This is a genomic window from Blautia sp. ZXY-1-B12 (assembly GCF_056339915.1).
In genome coordinates this window covers 48,390-66,032 of record NZ_JBWJVP010000197.1, presented here as the reverse complement: position 1 = coordinate 66,032, position 17,643 = coordinate 48,390, and the positions used below count along the sequence as shown (strand labels likewise).

General features: G+C 41.0%; 15 protein-coding genes and 4 pseudogenes. 17 read left to right on the top strand and 2 right to left on the bottom strand.

Features of this window, described 5'->3' with window-relative positions; genetic code table 11:
• The 11 genes and pseudogenes from AC075L_RS12075 to AC075L_RS12025 all read left to right on the top strand — a co-directional run.
• On the top strand, positions 1-195 hold a 195-nt coding region (locus AC075L_RS12075; protein ID WP_476387712.1), incomplete at its 5' end, for a formyltransferase family protein.
• Positions 192-539: a formyltransferase family protein gene (locus tag AC075L_RS12070; RefSeq protein WP_476387711.1), complete on the top strand. Its 348-nt coding sequence runs from the start codon at positions 192-194 to the stop codon at positions 537-539. The genes AC075L_RS12075 and AC075L_RS12070, both read left to right, overlap by 4 nt.
• Positions 457-768, top strand: a complete 312-nt coding sequence (locus AC075L_RS12065; RefSeq protein ID WP_476387710.1) for a methionyl-tRNA formyltransferase — start codon at positions 457-459, stop codon at positions 766-768. The genes AC075L_RS12070 and AC075L_RS12065 overlap by 83 nt, the downstream gene beginning before the upstream one ends.
• 4 nt (positions 769-772) lie before the next feature.
• Positions 773-1,469, top strand: a pseudogene (locus AC075L_RS12060) (zinc metallopeptidase).
• On the top strand, positions 1,462-2,814 hold the full coding sequence (rsmB, locus tag AC075L_RS12055) for a 16S rRNA (cytosine(967)-C(5))-methyltransferase RsmB (RefSeq protein WP_008706499.1): 1,353 nt from the start codon (positions 1,462-1,464) through the stop codon (positions 2,812-2,814). Before AC075L_RS12060 ends, rsmB begins: the two are co-directional and overlap by 8 nt.
• Positions 2,815-2,817: 3 nt before the next feature.
• A pseudogene (gene rlmN, locus AC075L_RS12050) lies at positions 2,818-3,859 on the top strand (dual-specificity RNA methyltransferase RlmN).
• Position 3,860: 1 nt separating this feature from the next.
• Positions 3,861-4,607, top strand: a complete 747-nt coding sequence (locus AC075L_RS12045) for a Stp1/IreP family PP2C-type Ser/Thr phosphatase (RefSeq protein ID WP_008706501.1) — start codon at positions 3,861-3,863, stop codon at positions 4,605-4,607.
• Positions 4,601-6,787 (top strand): annotated as a pseudogene (gene pknB, locus AC075L_RS12040) (Stk1 family PASTA domain-containing Ser/Thr kinase). Before AC075L_RS12045 ends, pknB begins: the two are co-directional and overlap by 7 nt.
• 3 nt (positions 6,788-6,790) lie before the next feature.
• Complete coding sequence (gene rsgA / locus AC075L_RS12035; RefSeq protein ID WP_055059330.1) at positions 6,791-7,669, top strand: ribosome small subunit-dependent GTPase A; 879 nt, start codon at positions 6,791-6,793, stop codon at positions 7,667-7,669.
• Entirely contained in the window at positions 7,669-8,343 is a 675-nt protein-coding gene (rpe, locus tag AC075L_RS12030; RefSeq protein ID WP_026648253.1) for a ribulose-phosphate 3-epimerase, read from the top strand. The genes rsgA and rpe overlap by 1 nt, the downstream gene beginning before the upstream one ends.
• A gap of 8 nt (positions 8,344-8,351) precedes the next feature.
• Positions 8,352-9,083 (top strand): thiamine diphosphokinase, encoded by a 732-nt coding sequence (locus tag AC075L_RS12025; RefSeq protein WP_195277520.1) that lies wholly within the window; start codon positions 8,352-8,354, stop codon positions 9,081-9,083.
• Positions 9,084-9,346: 263 nt separating this feature from the next.
• Here AC075L_RS12025 and AC075L_RS12020 read toward each other — a convergent pair whose 3' ends face one another.
• A complete protein-coding gene (locus tag AC075L_RS12020; RefSeq protein ID WP_055059332.1) occupies positions 9,347-9,796 on the bottom strand; it encodes an Rrf2 family transcriptional regulator in 450 nt (149 codons plus the stop codon).
• Between the two features lie 229 nt (positions 9,797-10,025).
• Between AC075L_RS12020 and AC075L_RS12015 the strand changes: the two genes are divergently transcribed.
• Positions 10,026-10,652, top strand: coding sequence for a DUF3786 domain-containing protein (locus AC075L_RS12015; RefSeq protein ID WP_025578146.1), 627 nt, complete (start codon positions 10,026-10,028; stop codon positions 10,650-10,652).
• Here AC075L_RS12015 and AC075L_RS12010 read toward each other — a convergent pair.
• On the bottom strand, positions 10,574-11,221 hold the full coding sequence (locus AC075L_RS12010) for a TetR/AcrR family transcriptional regulator (RefSeq protein ID WP_025578144.1): 648 nt from the start codon (positions 11,219-11,221) through the stop codon (positions 10,574-10,576). The genes AC075L_RS12015 and AC075L_RS12010 overlap by 79 nt on opposite strands.
• Before the next feature lie 168 nt (positions 11,222-11,389).
• On the opposite strand from AC075L_RS12010, the gene AC075L_RS12005 reads away from it, so the two are divergent.
• The 5 genes and pseudogenes from AC075L_RS12005 to AC075L_RS11985 all read left to right on the top strand — a co-directional run bounded on the left by AC075L_RS12005 (position 11,390) and on the right by AC075L_RS11985 (position 17,627).
• The gene (locus AC075L_RS12005; RefSeq protein ID WP_025578143.1) at positions 11,390-12,160 is read left to right on the top strand and encodes an ATP-binding protein; all 771 of its coding nucleotides are present in this window, start codon (positions 11,390-11,392) and stop codon (positions 12,158-12,160) included.
• A gap of 113 nt (positions 12,161-12,273) precedes the next feature.
• Positions 12,274-12,450 carry a hypothetical protein gene (locus AC075L_RS12000; protein WP_155512369.1) on the top strand — a complete coding sequence of 59 codons (177 nt, stop codon included), beginning with the start codon at positions 12,274-12,276 and terminating at the stop codon, positions 12,448-12,450.
• Positions 12,451-12,596: 146 nt separating this feature from the next.
• Positions 12,597-13,301 carry a LytR/AlgR family response regulator transcription factor gene (locus tag AC075L_RS11995; protein WP_025578142.1) on the top strand — a complete coding sequence of 235 codons (705 nt, stop codon included), beginning with the start codon at positions 12,597-12,599 and terminating at the stop codon, positions 13,299-13,301.
• A 23-nt stretch (positions 13,302-13,324) separates the two neighbouring features.
• Positions 13,325-14,632 (top strand): ATP-binding protein, encoded by a 1,308-nt coding sequence (locus tag AC075L_RS11990; RefSeq protein ID WP_044996326.1) that lies wholly within the window; start codon positions 13,325-13,327, stop codon positions 14,630-14,632.
• A 132-nt stretch (positions 14,633-14,764) separates the two neighbouring features.
• Positions 14,765-17,627 (top strand): annotated as a pseudogene (locus AC075L_RS11985) (glycoside hydrolase family 3 C-terminal domain-containing protein).
• Positions 17,628-17,643: the final 16 nt, after the last annotated feature.

The window sequence follows — 17,643 nt, the reverse complement described above, 5'->3', positions numbered from 1 at the left end:
CCGGAGAAAGTGAGAAATAACCCTGAATTTCTGGAGATTCTGAAAGAAATCAATCCTGAGATCATAGTTGTTGCTGCATATGGACAGATTATTCCAAAAGAAATCCTGGAGCTTCCGAAATTTGGATGTATCAATATTCATGCGTCTCTTCTTCCGAAATATGCCGAGGAGCAGCGCCTATCCAGCAGGCTGTGATCGACGGGGAAAAAGTATCAGGTGTAACGATCCAGCAGATGGGAGAAGGTCTTGATACCGGTGATATGATCTCTCAGATCGTGATTCCGATCTCTCCGACAGAAACAGGTGGAAGCCTGTTTGGAAAACTTGCGCAGGCCGGTGCGGATCTGCTGATCAAGACGCTTCCGTCTATTGAGCAGGGAACCGCGGAGTTTGAAAAACAGCCGGAGGAGAGTACCTACACCTTATGCGGCTATGATCACCAAACAGATGGGACTGATGGATTTCAGAAAATCTGCAGAAGAACTGGAACGCCTTGTACGCGGCCTGAATCCATGGCCAAGTGCTTATACATTTCTTAATGGAAAAACTCTGAAAGTGTGGAAATGTAAAGTCAGCACTGAGAAAACAGATGCTGTTCCGGGAACAATCTTCCTGGCAGATAAAGAGGGGATCCATACAGCATGTGGAGAAGGAGTGCTGATTCTTACAGAGGTACAGCTGGAAGGTAAGAAGCGTATGGAAACAGAAGCCTTTCTCCGGGGATATCACATTGAAAATGGAATTGTTTTTACAGATCATAAGGAGTGATTAGATGTACGGATATTATTATTTTGATCCTACGTATTTACTGCTCGTTATCGGAATGGTGCTGTCTTTACTGGCATCTGCAAAGGTAAAGAGTACGTTTTCTGTTTACAGCAGAGTGCGCAGTGTATCGGGGCTTACAGGTGCCGATGCTGCCAGACGGATTCTTCGTATGTCGGGAATTACGGATGTTACGGTAGTACCCATATCCGGCAGCCTGACAGACCACTATGATCCGGGAAGTAAGAAACTGGCACTTTCCCAGGATGTATATGATAAAACATCGGTGGCTGCGATCGGAGTGGCTGCGCATGAATGTGGACATGCTATTCAGCATGCGACTAACTATGTGCCATTGAATCTTCGCTCTGCGATTGTGCCTGTTGCAAACATCGGTTCCACACTTTCCTGGCCATTGTTTCTGGCAGGACTGATTTTCTCAATCCGTCCACTGCTGACTGTTGGAATCATTTTGTTTACATTTGCGGTTCTTTTTCAGCTTGTAACTCTTCCGGTAGAATTTAATGCATCTTCAAGAGCATTGAAAATGCTTGGAAGTTCAGGAATGCTTGGAGCTGATGAGGTAAAAGGTGCAAAGAAAAGTCCTTACAGCAGCGGCACTCACCTATGTTGCAGCACTTGCTTCATCAATTCTGCAGCTTTTAAGACTGATCATACTTGCCGGAGGAAGAGACCGTGACTAATGGAATAAATACAAGAGAACTGATATTGCAGATATTACTGGAAATCGAGGAAGAGGGAAAACACAGCCATATCGCTATCCGCAATGCTCTTTCCAAATATCAGTTCCTTCCAAGACAGGAGAGAGCTTTTATTACCAGAGTCTGCGAAGGAACACTGGAATATCGTATTTTAATAGATTATATTATTGATTCATATTCAAAAGTATCTGTAGATAAAATGAAGCCTGTGATCAGGGAAATCCTGAGAAGTGCAGTTTATCAGATCAGGTTTATGGACAGTGTGCCGGACAGCGCAGTGTGTAATGAAGCGGTGAAGCTGGCACAGAGAAAAGGCTTTTACAGCTTGAAACCTTTTGTAAACGGTGTTCTTCGTACGATTGCCAGAGAGTGGAAAAATCTGAAACTTCCTTCAAGGGAAGAAAATCCGGTCAGATATCTGTCTGTCAGATATTCTATGCCGGAAACACTGGTAAACCGTTGGCTTGAGGATTACGGGGAAGAAAAAACAGAAAAGATCCTTACAGATTTTCTCACTGAGAAACCGATCACAGTACGCTGCAGAACTCATAAATATCCACAGAAAGAGATTTATGAGAGCCTGGTCGATCAGGGAGTGGAAGTGAAACCTGCACCTTATCTTCCCTATGCATATGAAATTTCAAATTATAACCATATTCTTGCACTGGATGCATTTATACAGGGGAAAATCCAGGTGCAGGATGTAAGCTCCATGCTGGTGGCAGAAATTGCAGATCCGCAAAAAGGGGATTATGTGATAGATATGTGCGCAGCACCTGGTGGAAAGAGTCTCCATGTTGCAGATAAAATGGGAGATTACGGAACAGTAGATGCACGCGATATCAGCCAGTACAAAGTGGATATGATCGAAGAGAATATTCACAGAACAGACTGCATTAATGTGCAGGCTCATGTGATGGATGCTACGGTATTTGATGTAGATTCAGAACTCAAGGCAGATGTCGTTCTGGCAGATGTCCCATGTTCCGGATATGGAGTAATTGGAAAGAAGCCGGAGATCAAATACAGGGTGACAGCACAGAAGCAGGAAGAGATTGTAATCCTTCAGAGAACAATCCTTGACAATGCGGCAGAATATGTGAAACCGGGCGGAGTGCTGGTATTTAGTACCTGTACTATCGCAAAGGAAGAGAATGAAGAGAACATGTTGTGGTTTATGAATAATCATCCGTTCAAACTGGAGAGTATTGATCCGTATCTTCCGGAAGAACTGCATTCTGAGACAACAGCTCTGGGTTATCTTCAGCTTCTGCCGGGAGTACACAAAACAGATGGCTTCTTTATTGCAAAATTCAGGAGAAAATAAGTAATGACAGACATTAAGTCAATGACGATCGACGAATTAAAGAAACTGATGACCACTCTGGGAGATAAGCCTTTTCGTGCGAAGCAGATTTACAGCTGGCTGCATGAACACCTTGTTACTTCTTATGATGAGATGACCAATCTTTCCAAAAGCCTGAGGGAAAAACTGAAAGAATATCCTGTCACAGCACTGAAGATGGTAGATGTACAGACATCCCGGATTGACGGTACACAGAAGTATCTGTTCCGTCTCAGTGATGGAAATGTGATAGAGAGTGTTCTCATGCGGTATAAACATGGAAATTCTGTCTGTATTTCTTCTCAGGTGGGATGCCGCATGGGATGCAGATTCTGTGCATCTACCATAGGAGGACTGACCAGATGTCTTCTCCCGTCAGAAATGCTGGAATCAGATATACAGGATACAGGCTCTGACAGGAGAAAGAGTTTCCAATGTTGTGGTCATGGGAACGGGGGAACCTCTTGATAATTATGAAAATCTTCTCAGGTTTATACATATCCTGACAGAAGACGGAGGACTTCATATCAGTCAGAGAAACCTGACTGTATCTACCTGTGGGCTGGTTCCGAAGATTTATGACCTTGCAAAAGAAAAGCTTCAGATGACACTTGCACTTTCCCTTCACGCACCTAATGATGTGAAGCGACGGGAACTGATGCCGATCGCAAACAAATACAGTATGGATGAGGTTCTGGAAGCCTGCCGTTATTATTTTAAAGAAACCGGGCGCAGGATCACATTTGAATATAGTCTGGTAGCCGGAGTTAATGACAGCGATGAGGATGCAAGGGAACTTTCCGGCAGAATCAGAGATATGAACTGCCATGTAAATCTGATCCCGGTAAACCCTATTAAGGAACGTTCCTTTGTGCGTTCAACAAGACAGGCTGTGGAGAATTTCAAAATAAAACTTGAAAAATGTGGAATAAATGTTACTATTAGAAGAGAAATGGGCAGTGATATTGATGGTGCCTGTGGACAGTTAAGAAAAAGTTATATGGAAAAAACAGAAAGCGAGAAGTGACATGAGGATATATTCAGCTACTGATGTCGGGCAAAAGCGGAAGATGAACCAGGATTATGTGTTCGCAACTGCTGACCCGGTTGGAAATCTTCCGAATCTGTTTGTTGTTGCAGATGGTATGGGTGGTCATAATGCAGGTGATTATGCATCCTCTCATGCGGTTACATCCATGGTGGAGGAAATCCGGCAGGATGCGGATTTTAATCCGGTAAAGGTAATCCGTCATGCCATTGAATGTGTAAATACCGAGATTCTTACCCAGGCACAGCAGGATGAGAAACTCAGAGGAATGGGAACAACGATAGTGGCAGCTACTATCGTAGGACATTACGCTTATGTGGCAAATGTAGGTGACAGCAGACTTTATGTGATCGGAGAGAAGATTCAGCAGATAACAAGGGATCACTCACTGGTGCAGGAGATGGTAAGAATGGGAGAACTTGACCCTGAACAGGCAAGGAAGCATCCGAAGAAAAATATCATTACAAGAGCACTTGGAGCAGAGAAAACAGTGGATATTGATTTCTTTGATCTGAAACTGGAACCCGGAGATGTAGTTTTGATGTGTTCGGACGGGCTCAGCAATATGGTTGAGGACAGCCAGCTGAGGGAAATCATTTCTGACACATCTACAGATCTGGATGAAAAAGGCAGGATACTTATAAGAGAAGCAAATCGCAATGGCGGCAAGGATAATATTGCAATTGTATTGGTAGAACCATTCGCAGACGAGGTGAAAGCATGTTAAAAACGGGAACGATCATAGCAGAACGCTATGAGATATTAGGAAAAATTGGTACCGGCGGAATGGCGGACGTATACAAGGCAAAAGACCATAAGCTGAATCGGTTTGTTGCTGTAAAAGTTCTTAAGCCGGAATTCAGAGAGGATACGACGTTTATCCGCAAGTTTAAAAGTGAGGCTCAGGCTGCAGCAGTCCTGACACATCCGAATATAGTGAATGTATTTGATGTTGGTGACGATAACGGAGTTTATTACATTGTTATGGAGCTTATTGAGGGAATTACTCTCAAGGAGTACATTTCCAAAAAGGGAAAGCTTTCTGTAAAAGAAGCAACCAGTATTGCAATCCAGGTCTCCATGGGGCTGGAAGCTGCACACAGCCATGGGATTGTACATCGTGATGTAAAACCGCAGAATATTATCATTTCCATGGATGGAAAGGTAAAAGTAACAGATTTTGGTATTGCAAGAGCCGCTTCTTCCAATACCATAAGCTCAAATGTAATGGGATCTGTTCATTACAGTTCACCGGAACAGGTCAGAGGCGGATACAGTGATGAGAAGAGTGATATTTATTCACTGGGTATCACAATGTATGAAATGGTTACAGGGAAGGTTCCTTTTGACGGAGATACCACAGTAGCTATTGCTATCAAACATCTTCAGGAAGAGATTGTTCCTCCAAGTATTTATACACCGGAGCTTCCCCACAGTCTGGAGCAGATCATTCTGAAATGTACACAGAAAAGCGTGGATCGCCGTTATCAGAATATGGAGGATGTGATCGCAGATCTGAAGCATTCTCTGATCGATCCACAGGGAGATTTCGTAACGCTGACGTCTGTGGATAACGAAGCAAAAACAGTTGTGATCTCAGATAAGGAGCTTGGCGAGATCAAACATATGCCGAAGCAGATCGCAAAGTCAGAACCTGAGGCTCTGGAAGAAGAAATCAATGAAACAGATTATGATGATGAGCCGGAAGTGAAAAAGCACAGGAAGAAATCAGATAAGCCTGAGAAAAAGAAAAAAGGAGGCGGACATGGGCTGACTATTGTAATGCTTCTGATGGGTGTTGTGATTCTGATAGCAATCATTCTGGTCGCAGGAAAGGCGTCCGGACTTATTGGAAGTAACAATGATACAGACAAAAAAACTGAGGCCTCAGATACATCGGAATCAGATGATGACGGAATGATAACTGTGCCGAATCTGGTAGGAAAAACAGAGGATGAAGCAAAGAATATCACAAAGGATATGAAACTGGGTATTCAGCCTATGGGCGAGGAGGCTTCAAATCAGGCAAAAGGAACCATTTCTTCACAGGATATTCCAAAGGGAAGTAAAGTAGAGCAGTATACGACCATTAAGTATTATATCAGCAAGGGTGCGCAGAAGATCACAATTCCGGATGTGGATGGACAGACCGGAGTAGACGCACAGCAGACTCTGGAAGATATGGGATTAACTGTTGAGATACAGAAAGAATACAGTGAATTAAATGATGATGGTACTCCGGTTACAGATCCGGGATATGCAGTCTCCACAACTCCGGCAGCTCCGGAAACTCTGTTTCAGCAGGGGACAGCGTAACACTGCTTGTCAGTCGAGGCGTGGACTATGGAGACAGTGTGGAGGTTCCAAGTGTTGTCGGGATGACAAAGAATGATGCAGTTACTACTTTTGGTAAGTTCCTCAATGTGGAAGTAAAAGAGGAAAAGAGTACAGAGGTGGCAGAAGGAGAAGTAATCTCACAGGAACCGGAAGCTGGAAACTGGGAAGATCCGGATAATGTAAATGTTGTGATCACAGTGAGTCGCCGGAGATCAGGAACCTTCGGCTCAGAGTGACAGCGCAGATACTGCTGCATCATCTGATGCTCCGGCACAGACAGCAGATAACAGTGCGGCGGCAGCAGCCGGGGAAGTATGGAAATGTACACAGACTCTGAATACTCCGTCAGGATATTCCGGAGGTCCGGTACGTCTGGAACTGATCCAGAATGTAAACGGAACACCGACTGCTTCAGTTGTTCTGGAAGATCAGGTAATCCAGTTCCCGTATGATCTGAATATCACAGGTGCACCTGGTATCAGCGAGGGTACTTTGTATCTGTCTGAACAGATTAACGGCACTTATCAGGAACTCGGAAATTATTCTATTACATTTGCTAAGGCTGAATGATCCATGCAGGGAAAGATAATCAAAGGAATTGCAGGATTTTATTACATCTATGCAGAAAATGATGAGATTTATGAATGCAAGGCAAAGGGAATATTCAGAAAAGATAAACAGAAACCTCTTGTAGGGGATAATGTGGAGATAGAGGTTTTGGATGAACAGGAGAAGGAAGGCAGTGTGACTGCCATCCTTCCCAGAAAAAATTCATTGATCCGTCCGGCCGTTGCCAATGTGGATCAGGCTTTTGTGATTTTTGCGATGGAGAGTCCGAAACCTAATTTTATGCTGCTTGACCGTTTTCTGATCATGATGGAGAAAGAGAATGTTCCGGCTGTTATATGTTTTAACAAGAAAGATCTTGCAAAACAGGAAGAACTGGAGTTTTTATATGAAACTTATAAGAGCTGTGGATATGATGTGATTTTTTCCAGTACTTTTAATGGAGAGGGACTGGATGAGATACATGAGATCCTGAAAGGAAAAACAACTGTAGTTGCAGGACCTTCCGGTGTAGGAAAATCTTCAATCACCAATGCACTGCAGGAAAATGTACAGATGGAAACCGGGGAGATAAGTAAGAAGCTGAAACGTGGAAAGCATACCACGCGTCATTCTCAGGTGATACCGGTGGGACATGATACTTATCTGATGGATACACCGGGATTTTCTTCTTTATATCTGACAGATATAGAAGAACAGGAACTTAAGGCGTATTTTCCGGAGTTTCGCAGATATGAAGAACAGTGCAGATTTCAGGGATGCAGACATATCCATGAACCGGACTGTGGTGTGAAAGCAGCATTGGCTGAGCATGAGATCAGCCAGCTTCGCTATGAAGATTATCTGGGACTTTATAATGAATTAAAAGAGAAAAGGAGATTCTAATTATGTATCAGTTGTGCCCTTCTATTTTATCGGCAGATTTTAACCGTTTGGGCGAACAGATCAAAACCCTGGAAAAAGAGGGGATTGAATGGCTTCATATTGATGTTATGGATGGTGATTTTGTACCGAGTATTTCTTTTGGAATGCCGGTGATAAAGTCTATCCGAAAGGAATCAAAGTTGTTTTTTGATGTACATCTCATGGTTACAGAGCCTGAGAGATATATCAGAGATTTTGTGGAATGTGGGGCAGATTCCATTACAGTACATGCGGAGGCATGTGAAGATCTTGAGAGAACTATTGAACAGATCAGGGAAGCAGGTGTGAAGGTGGGGGTTTCCATCAAACCGGCTACACCTGTAAATGATATAAGCCATATGCTCAGCGATGTGGATATGGTTCTGATCATGACTGTACAGCCGGGATTTGGCGGTCAGAAGTATATGGAAGAATGTACGGAGAAGATCAGGGAAGTACGTGAACTGATCGAGGCCGAGGATCTGGATGTAGATGTTCAGGTTGATGGTGGCATCAATGATGAGACAATGGAGACAGTGCTCACAGCAGGTGCAAATCTGCTGGTAGCAGGTTCTTATGTTTTCAACGATGATCTGGCAAAAAATGTAAAACATGCCAGAGAACGAATGGATGAGATCATAAGAAGGATTGACTGAGGAAGAGCATGATAGATACGATAATTGTAAGCGGGGGCAATATCCACAGTGATTTTGCCCTCGATTTTTTAAAAAAGAATGAAGCCTGTCTGATCGCAGCTGATAAAGGGCTGGAATTCTTTCTGGAGCATCAGCTTTTGCCGGATGCAGTTATTGGAGATTTTGACAGTCTGTCTGAAGATGGAAAAAAATTCCTGGAAATTCATGAAGAAAGAAGTATGGACAGTGAAATTCCCTATGGTGGAATGACTGAGTGGAAATTGCAAAAAGGCTTTGGAAATGAAAAAAAAGAAATAAAAGTTATCCGCCTGAGACCGGAAAAAGATGACTCAGATACACAGTCTGCCATGAATTATGCGATCAGGACCGGTGCGAAAAAGATAGTGATCTTTGGTGTGACAGGAAACAGAGTAGACCATCTGATGGCGAATTTCGGACTCCTCGTCCTGGCACAAAACCAGGGGGCAGAAGTAACACTTGTGGATCAGTATAATTATATGAAACTTATTTCAGACGGAACAGTTCTGAAAAAGTCAGAACAGTTTGGAAAATATGTGTCATTTTTTCCATTTGGAGGAAATGTGACAGATCTGACTCTGGAAGGATTTAAATATCCCCTGAGTAACTATTGTCTGACAGCAGCAGACAGTGGACTTACTGTAAGCAATGAGATCATCAGCGAACATGCCAGAGTTACATTTAGCTCAGGGGTGTTGCTTATGATAATGTCAAGAGACTAAAATACAAGACACGTTTTTTTTGATGAGTTTCCCAGGGAGGCACTGGAGCTTGCAGATGAGCTGAATTTACCGCTTTTTTTACTTTATAGGAAAGACCGCCTGCGGTGCTCTGTTGAATTTAAAAATGCCCGCACGGAGGCGGGCATGATAACAAGAAAAGCCCTGGATTAGAAAATATAAAAATTTTCCTCGCCAAATCGTTATCAGATTTGTCATCATTTAGAAGATAATCCATATCTGGAAGTCCTTTTTCGTTTCTCCTGCTATATAATATTCTGTAAATCATTTTGCATGGATGTTCTCTGGTAATAAGTATTTATGATATCCTGTAAAGTAATCGTATTCATCTTTTCTTCAGCGTTTTTTTGAATTTCATTATAGAATCCCTGCAAAGATAACTGAATGTTAATGCCAACGCCACAATCTGGATTGGTATGAGTATCTAAATGAAGCAATGGTTTATCACCTTCAACTGCTTTATAAATATCCAGCAATGTAATCTGGTCTGCTGGTTTTGAAAGAGAAGGACGGGCATGTCCGGCTACACTGGTCATAAGTCCGGCTTTTTTTAGTTTTAACATAAGCTGGCGTACAAAGCCGGGATTTGTATGGACACTTTCTGCAATTGAGGCGCTGGAGAGAGATTTTTCCTGGTTGATAGCAATCAGAACCATCACATGAACAGTATCACTTAATTTCGTTGAATATTTCATGATAAGAAACTCCTTGTAGTATGATATAATGATTTTGCTTTCACATTTTTGAGACAAAAATATTTCTGGTTTGTCTAAAACATTTCAAGTTCTCAACAGTTCTTTTCAATGTGTTGAGAAACGGTGCATATTTATTATTTTGATGATTGTAAATAATATAATTACAACTATAATGAAATTTAAAGGAAAAGTCAACACAGATACTATAAATATTCACAAAGGAGAACTTATGGAATACAAAAATCAAACAGAAAATCGTGCATTTCAGGAAATGTTGCAGGCAGCAGTAAAACGGCTGCAAAATCGTTCCGGAGAGGATATTGCTGCAAAAAGTGGGGCTGTTTTTCATAGCAGCCGAAATGTGCTTGAAGTACTGAGTTTTTATGAAACGATTGAAATTCAACTCCCTGAATTTTGTATTAACTCAGACATGGACGAATGGCATTATCTGACATTGCTGCATTATCTGGATATGGCCGATGGAACAGAAGGTTCACAGAAACTCATTACTTTTGGTAACCTGAAAGATGGATTGATTCGAGGAACCAAGTTCGACCGGACTGCAGAGCAGAAACTGGAAAAGCTTTTGCAGGATAAAGATCCTGAGAAAATTCAGAAAGCATGTAAAAACCTGGGTGCAGAATTCACAGAGACAAAGGCGGATCTGTGTGCTGTTTTTCCAGTTCTGCCAAGATATCCGGTAACTTTAAAGATATGGTTTGCAGATGAAGAATTTCCTGCATCTGGCAAAATATTTCTTCAGGATCATGCCGATCATTATCTGAGTGTAGAAGATGCGGTAACAGTTGGAGAAATTTTGCTGCAAAAATTATCGGAAGCATTTTCTTCTCTCTGATCATGAATCAGAAAACTTTCCAGCCCGGATTTGATAAATTTGTCAATTGTTGTCTGAATCTGTTTCCAGTCATTACAGTGATTGCGGAGCATCAGTCTGTTGATGGAAAGGCAGCCATTCATTTGAAAATAAAAAACCGATTCTGCCTGTTCAAAGGTCAGGAGGCTGTGTGACATAAGCCAGGTCACATAGCCTTCTTTTGTATTTTCTGCTATTTTTTCCAGAAGAATAGGGGCAATTGCATCATCCAGAAACAGTGCCCTGTATTGTGATTCCATCTGTATTTTCTGACAGAACGGATAGGAACAGCTTTTTTGATTTAGACAGAATAAATGATCTACAGTTGTTAACATATCCTGAGTCATATCATTAAAAATATCTGATAATACATCATAGATATCGTAGTAATGAAGATAAAAAGTGCCACGGTTGATTTCAGCATTTTTGCAGACCTCTGTAACTGTAATTTTCGTAAAACTTTTCTGATTTAACAATTCTAAGAACGTATCTTTTATGGTTTGCCTGGTATAGCGGGTACGGCGATCTTGTTTTCTCGTTTTTTCTGACATTATATACTCCTGTATTAGTTAGTATCATATGATTTCTCAACAATTTTTCTGATGTGTTGAGTAACCATACAAATCTCACAGACTGATTATTGTAATTTATATAGTAACAACTATAATGAGGTTTAAAGAAAAAGTCAACAGATTGTTCAGAATTTTAGGAGGAAAAACATGGGACATGTAATTGCAGTATCAGGAAAAGGTGGCGTAGGAAAAACAACTCTTTGTGGATTGTTGATCCAGTATTTATGTGAAAGCGGAAAACGTCCGGTCCTGGCGGTGGATGCAGATGCAAATGCAAATTTGAACGAAGTGCTCGGTGTTGAGCCGGAGGTCACACTTGGGGAGCTGAGAGAAGAAATTGAGCGGGCAGGCATAGACCCACGATATCAGATTCCCTCCGGTATGACAAAACAGGCATATCTGGAAATGCGTCTTTCTGATGCGATTGCAGAAGAAGACGATTATGATTTGATGGTAATGGGACGAACCCAGGGACAGGGCTGCTATTGTTTTGTAAATGGCCTTGTGCAGACCCAGGTTCAGAAACTGCAAAGTCATTATCCATATATTGTGGTTGATAACGAAGCAGGTATGGAACATATCAGCAGAGGAATCCTGCCAATGATGGAAGTTGCTATTCTTGTAAGTGACTGTTCCAGAAGAGGTGTTCAGGCAGCCGGACGTATTGCAAAGCTGATGAAGGAGTTAAACTTTAAACCACAGAAAACTGGATTAATCGTGAATCGTGTTCCGGATGGAAAACTGGACGTCGGAACTCTGGAAGAAATCCGGAATCAGGGACTGGAGCTGCTGGGAGTGGTGCCTCATGATAACCAGGTTTATCAGTATGACTGTGATGGAAAGCCGATTATACAGCTTCCGAAAGATTCTCCGGTCAGAAGTGCACTGGGAGAAATTGTAAAGAAGCTAGGACTGTGAGAGAGGGAGGTTCTCTTTATGATTTCAGCCAGACAGCAGTAGATGAGATAAAAAAATAAAAGAAAAATTAGGTTAAGAAAATAATAGAATATATACAGGAAAAAGGTGAAAAGATGGGATTTTTTTCAGGATGTATGGACGCCAGAAACATGACTTCAATTGAAGAAGTTAAATGTCCGAAATGTAGTGCAGATATAGAAGTATTTGTGAGAGATGGAAAAACAGTTGGCGACAGTGTATGCGATAACTGTGGATATACGATAAAAGAAAACCAGATTATACAGGTGTAATTTGTAATATTACATCCACTTGACTCAGGAATGAAGCAGTGATATACTAAAACAAAAGTTATTTATAAAATAACAGTAAAAACCTGGAACTATATTGTGCGGGCTTGAACAGTTACAAAAAATGCAATTCTTGTGGAGGGTATAGGATGATACAGATTGCAATTGTGGAAGATGAAGAAATTTACGTAAAACAATTAACAGAGTATATCCGGAAATATCAAACGGAAAGGGGAAGATCAATAAAGGTTACAGTATTTGGTGATGGAGAAGATATCACTGAAAATTACAATGGCGGTTTTGACATTATTCTGATGGATATTCAGATGCGGTTCATGGATGGTATGACAGCAGCAGAAAAAATCCGTCAGATGGATCAGAAAGTAATTATCATGTTTATTACAAATATGATTCAATATGCAGTACGTGGATACGAAGTTGATGCAATGGATTATGTAGTAAAACCAGTTGAGTATTTTTCTTTTTCGCAGAAACTGGATAAAGCAGTTGGTCGTATGCGTTCTGAGGTTAAAGAATTTCTTACGATTCCGATTGGGGAAGGAGTTGTAAAGATAGATATAGCAGATATCTATTTTATTGAGGGGCAGAGACATAATGTAATTTATCATACTTCGAGAGGAGATTACTGTTCAAGAATTACGATGAAAGAACTCGAAGAAAAACTTGCGGTACATAATTTTTTTCGATGTGCAAAGGGATATCTGGTAAATATGAATCATGTAGAGGGATTTGTTGGTTCTGATTGTGTGATCCATAATGTACATATACCTGTCAGCAGAACCAGAAAAAAAGAATTCATGAATCTGCTTCTGCAAAACCTCAATATGGAATGATTTCATGCGAAATGGAGGATACTATGTTATATCAGGATATTCCAAGAATTTATACGGCAATAGCAGAGTGGGGATCATGTCTGGTTTATCTTTATATCCTAAAAAAAGAAAACATGAAATCTGTACATTTTCTTATAGGCAGTCTTTTCATGTTGGCAATGCAGAGTATTTTTCTGACTTTGACAGGCAGCGTAACTGAAATTTTGTGGATTCCCTGTATGATGATCGCTGCAGGTATGATGTATGGATTTCTTATGGTCGGAGGAAATATGAAGCCTCTGGGAGCGGCTTATTGCTGTGCCCGTGCATTTGTTCTTGCTGAGTTTGCAGCTTCGCTGCAGTGGCAGATGGTATCTATTGTACAGGCATGGGGGAATCAGAGCCTCGGGGTTGAAATTCTGATCACGATGGTTGTTTTTGGAGGCTGCTTTACTATTGATATTTATTTAGAAAAAGATCTTCTGAAGCAGAATTATCTTGAACAGATGACAGTAAAGGAAGTAGTAGCGGCGGCAATCATGGCTGTTGCAATCTTTGCTTTTAGTAATCTGAGCTTTTTAAATGAAAATGCACCATTTGCGAGCAGAGAACGTGCAGATATTTTTTCTATCAGAACACTGATCGATTTTGGAGGAATTGCAATCCTGCATGCTTATCAGAGCAGGATCAGTGAGTATGTTGCCGAGAAAGAACTTTCAGTAATGAACGTGATGCTGAAAAGCCAGTATGATCAATACCGAAATTATCAGGACAGCCTGGATCTCATACAAATGAAATACCATGATCTGAAACACCAGATAACGGGACTTCGTGCGGAATCAGATGAAGAGAAACGAAAAAAATGGATTGATTCCATGGAAAAGGAAATCGCTGCTTTTGAGAATATAAGCAGAACGGGGAATCAGGTACTTGATACGATTTTGGCAGCTAAGATTTTCCATTGTCGAAAAAATCATATACAGATTACCTGTGTGGCAGATGGAAAATTATTGGATCATATGCATGTAACAGATATATGTTCTATATTTGGAAATGCTTTGGATAATGCGATTGAACATGTAATTTTAATTCCAGATCCGGAAAAAAGACTGATCCATCTGACAGTATCCGCTCAAAAAGGATTTGTGTTCATCAAGATAGAGAATTATTGTGAAGCAGAAATTTCCAAAAATGAAGAGGATCTGATTACAACAACAAAAAAGGATAGTAAAAACCATGGTTTTGGATTGAAGAGTATTCGTAAAGCTGTAGAAAAATATGATGGTTCTGTAGTATTTGGAGTACAGCAGAACTGGTTTGAATTAAAGATTCTTTTACCCAGAGTATTGTAATGCTCTGGGTATTTTGTGCCATATTTGCTGCATCTTGTGCCAAAAACGGCACGAAATAATAACCATGTTATAGTAATGCCAACAGGAAATGATACCTGAAAAAGACGAGAGAGTCAAAGGAGGAAAAAGAGAATGATCAGTGTTGAAATGGAAGATGTTCTGGCGGTATTACAATTATGCAAACCGTATATTATCGGTATTATTGCTGCACTTGTAATTGGAATCGTAATTATGATCGTATGCCGCAGGATGTCCAGGGGCAAAAGATTTCTGATAAGAGGAGAAGCTGCGATCGCAATGGTTCTTGCAGTTGTTGTCTGCGTGAATATGATCTGTTTTGGACCAATGTCTACGTTGATTGGACTGGCAACGGGAAATGGAACTTTAAGCGATGAAACAAATGAAGAAGCTGCGGAAGTAGCAGAAGAAATTATGGAAGACGGAATTGTTCTTCTGAAGAATGAAAGCCTGCTTCCTTTAAATGAAACAAAAAAACTGAATATTTTTGGCTGGGAATCTATTAATCCGGCTTACGGCGGAGCTGGTTCCGGTGGAATTAATGATCTGTATGATATTGTCAGTCTGAATCAGGGACTTGAAAATGCCGGATTTTCTATTAACCAGGAGCTGGTTGATTTTTATAACAATTATGGTGCAGATAATCCGGAAATGTCTATCCAGAAACAGAGCTGGACATTACCGGAGCCACCTGTAGATACTTACAGTGATGAGCTTATTAAAAGTGCGAAAGAGTATTCTGATGTGGCAGTTGTGGTTCTTTCCAGAAAAGCAGGTGAAGGTCATAATGATATTCCTATGGATGTAAGAAAAGCAGCATATGATAATAATTCAGATGAATATGATGATTTTCCTGAGGGAGAGCATTATTTACAGCTTTCACAAACTGAGAGAGATATGGTGGATATGGTTTGCTCAAACTTTGATAATGTGATTGTGGTTTATAATGGAGCAAATCAGTTTGAATTTGGTTTCGCAGATGAATATCCTCAGATTAAATCTGTTGTATGGTGTCCCGGAACGGGAAATGTGGGATTTAATGCACTTGGTAAAGTATTTTCAGGTGAAGTCAATCCTTCCGGAAAAACACCGGATACATTTATTTATGATATGACGACTGCTCCGTGGTGGAATAATGCAGAAAAAACGGAGTATACAAATCTGGCAGATATGGCCGTTGAAGGAATGAATGCAGGAACTGCGCAGGTGTATGCTCCGGCATTTACCAATTATGTGGAAGGTATTTATGTAGGATACAAGTACTATGAAACAGCTGCACAGGAAGGTGCGATTGATTACGATAAGACTGTACAGTATCCATTTGGATATGGTCTGAGTTATACGGAATTTGAACAGAAAATGGGTGAACTGGAGGAAAAAGACGGACAGATTTCTGTAGATGTAGAAGTAACCAACACAGGAGATGTTGCCGGAAAAGATGTAGTAGAAGTGTATTATAAACCGCCATATACAAATGGCGGAATTGAGAAATCTTCTGCAAATCTGATCGAGTTTGCAAAAACAGATCTGCTTCAGCCGGGAGAATCTCAGACTGTTACAGTCACATTCAGTATAGAAGATATGGCCTCTTATGATGAGAATAATGCAAAAGCATATGTTCTTGAAAAAGGCGATTATGTGATTTCTATCAACAGCGATTCACATACTGTGCTGGATCAGAAAACTTATACTGCAGATAAAGATGTAGTATATAAGGGAGAAAATAAAAGAACTTCAGATGATACTGCAGCAACAAATGTATTTGAAGATGCAAAAGGCGATGTGACATATTTATCACGAGCAGATCATTTTGCAAATTATGAAGAGGCTACAGCAGCACCGGCATCTGCAGAGCTGGGTGAGCCATATGTTTCTGAATATCATCTGAACAGCAACTTTGATAAGACTACATATCTCAATGATGAGGATGTAATGCCGACAACGGGAGCAGATAATGGACTTACATTAGCTGATATGCGTGATGCTGATTATGACGATCCTCGTTGGGAAAAACTTCTGGATCAGCTTACTGTTGATGAAATGGCAAATATGATTGCAATGGCAGGTTATCAGACTGCCAGCCATGGATTCTGTGGGAAAAGTGGCTACACTTGATTTCGATGGACCAGCAGCAATTAATAACAACTTTACAGGAGTTGGTTCTATTGGATTTCCAATTGAAGTTGTGGTTGCTTCCACATGGAATAAGGAACTTGCACAGGCCTGGGGTGAATGCATGGGCAAGATCAGTCAGGAAATGGGTGCAGAAGGCTGGTATGCACCAGGTATGAATACTCATAGAACCGCATTTGGAGCAAGAAACTATGAATACTTTTCAGAAGATGGAGTTCTTGCAGGAAATATGGGAGCAAAAGCAGTAGAAGGAGCAAGAAAGTATGGGGTTTATTCTTATATCAAACATTTTGCTCTGTATGAGGGAAATGCAAAGATGGTAAGTGTCTGGTCAAATGAGCAGGCAATCCGGGAAATCTATCTGAAACCATTTGAAATTTCTGTAAAACAGGGTGGCGCAAATGCGGTTATGGTTTCCTGGAGTTTCCTTGGAGATAAATGGACTGGAGAAAGCAGTAACCTTATGAATACAGTTCTCAGAGATGAATGGGGATTCAGGGGAATGGCGCTTACAGACTTCTTCCGAAACAATGGTCATGGATTTATGAATGCAGATGCAGCTTTGGCGAATGGAGTAGATGCAATGTTGTCCACATTCAACGGAGAAGAGAACAATGTAGCCAATCCGGAGCATCCAACAGCTGTACTTCAGATGAGGAATGCCTGCAAAAATGTCATGTATACAGTTGTAAGCAGCTGGGCTTATGATGGAGAACACGAAGAAACAGGTATGGAAAACTGGAAAAAAGCAGGAATTGGAATCGACATTGTAATAGCACTTTTCATGGCCGGAATGGAAGTACTGGTAATCAGAGGATATAAGAAAAGAAAGAATGTTGAATAAGGATGAAAGTGGGATG

What these genes read in the sequence shown, in the direction of transcription:
- AC075L_RS12065 (WP_476387710.1), top strand. Translation starts at nt 457, where the DNA reads ATGGATTTCAGAAAATCTGCAGAAGAACTGGAACGCCTTGTACGCGGC.
- AC075L_RS12045 (WP_008706501.1), top strand. Translation starts at nt 3,861, where the DNA reads ATGAGGATATATTCAGCTACTGATGTCGGGCAAAAGCGGAAGATGAAC.
- rsgA (WP_055059330.1), top strand. Translation starts at nt 6,791, where the DNA reads ATGCAGGGAAAGATAATCAAAGGAATTGCAGGATTTTATTACATCTAT.
- AC075L_RS12025 (WP_195277520.1), top strand. Translation starts at nt 8,352, where the DNA reads ATGATAGATACGATAATTGTAAGCGGGGGCAATATCCACAGTGATTTT.
- AC075L_RS12020 (WP_055059332.1), bottom strand. Translation starts at nt 9,796, where the DNA reads ATGAAATATTCAACGAAATTAAGTGATACTGTTCATGTGATGGTTCTG.
- AC075L_RS12015 (WP_025578146.1), top strand. Translation starts at nt 10,026, where the DNA reads ATGGAATACAAAAATCAAACAGAAAATCGTGCATTTCAGGAAATGTTG.
- AC075L_RS12010 (WP_025578144.1), bottom strand. Translation starts at nt 11,221, where the DNA reads ATGTCAGAAAAAACGAGAAAACAAGATCGCCGTACCCGCTATACCAGG.
- AC075L_RS12005 (WP_025578143.1), top strand. Translation starts at nt 11,390, where the DNA reads ATGGGACATGTAATTGCAGTATCAGGAAAAGGTGGCGTAGGAAAAACA.
- AC075L_RS12000 (WP_155512369.1), top strand. Translation starts at nt 12,274, where the DNA reads ATGGGATTTTTTTCAGGATGTATGGACGCCAGAAACATGACTTCAATT.
- AC075L_RS11995 (WP_025578142.1), top strand. Translation starts at nt 12,597, where the DNA reads ATGATACAGATTGCAATTGTGGAAGATGAAGAAATTTACGTAAAACAA.
- AC075L_RS11990 (WP_044996326.1), top strand. Translation starts at nt 13,325, where the DNA reads ATGTTATATCAGGATATTCCAAGAATTTATACGGCAATAGCAGAGTGG.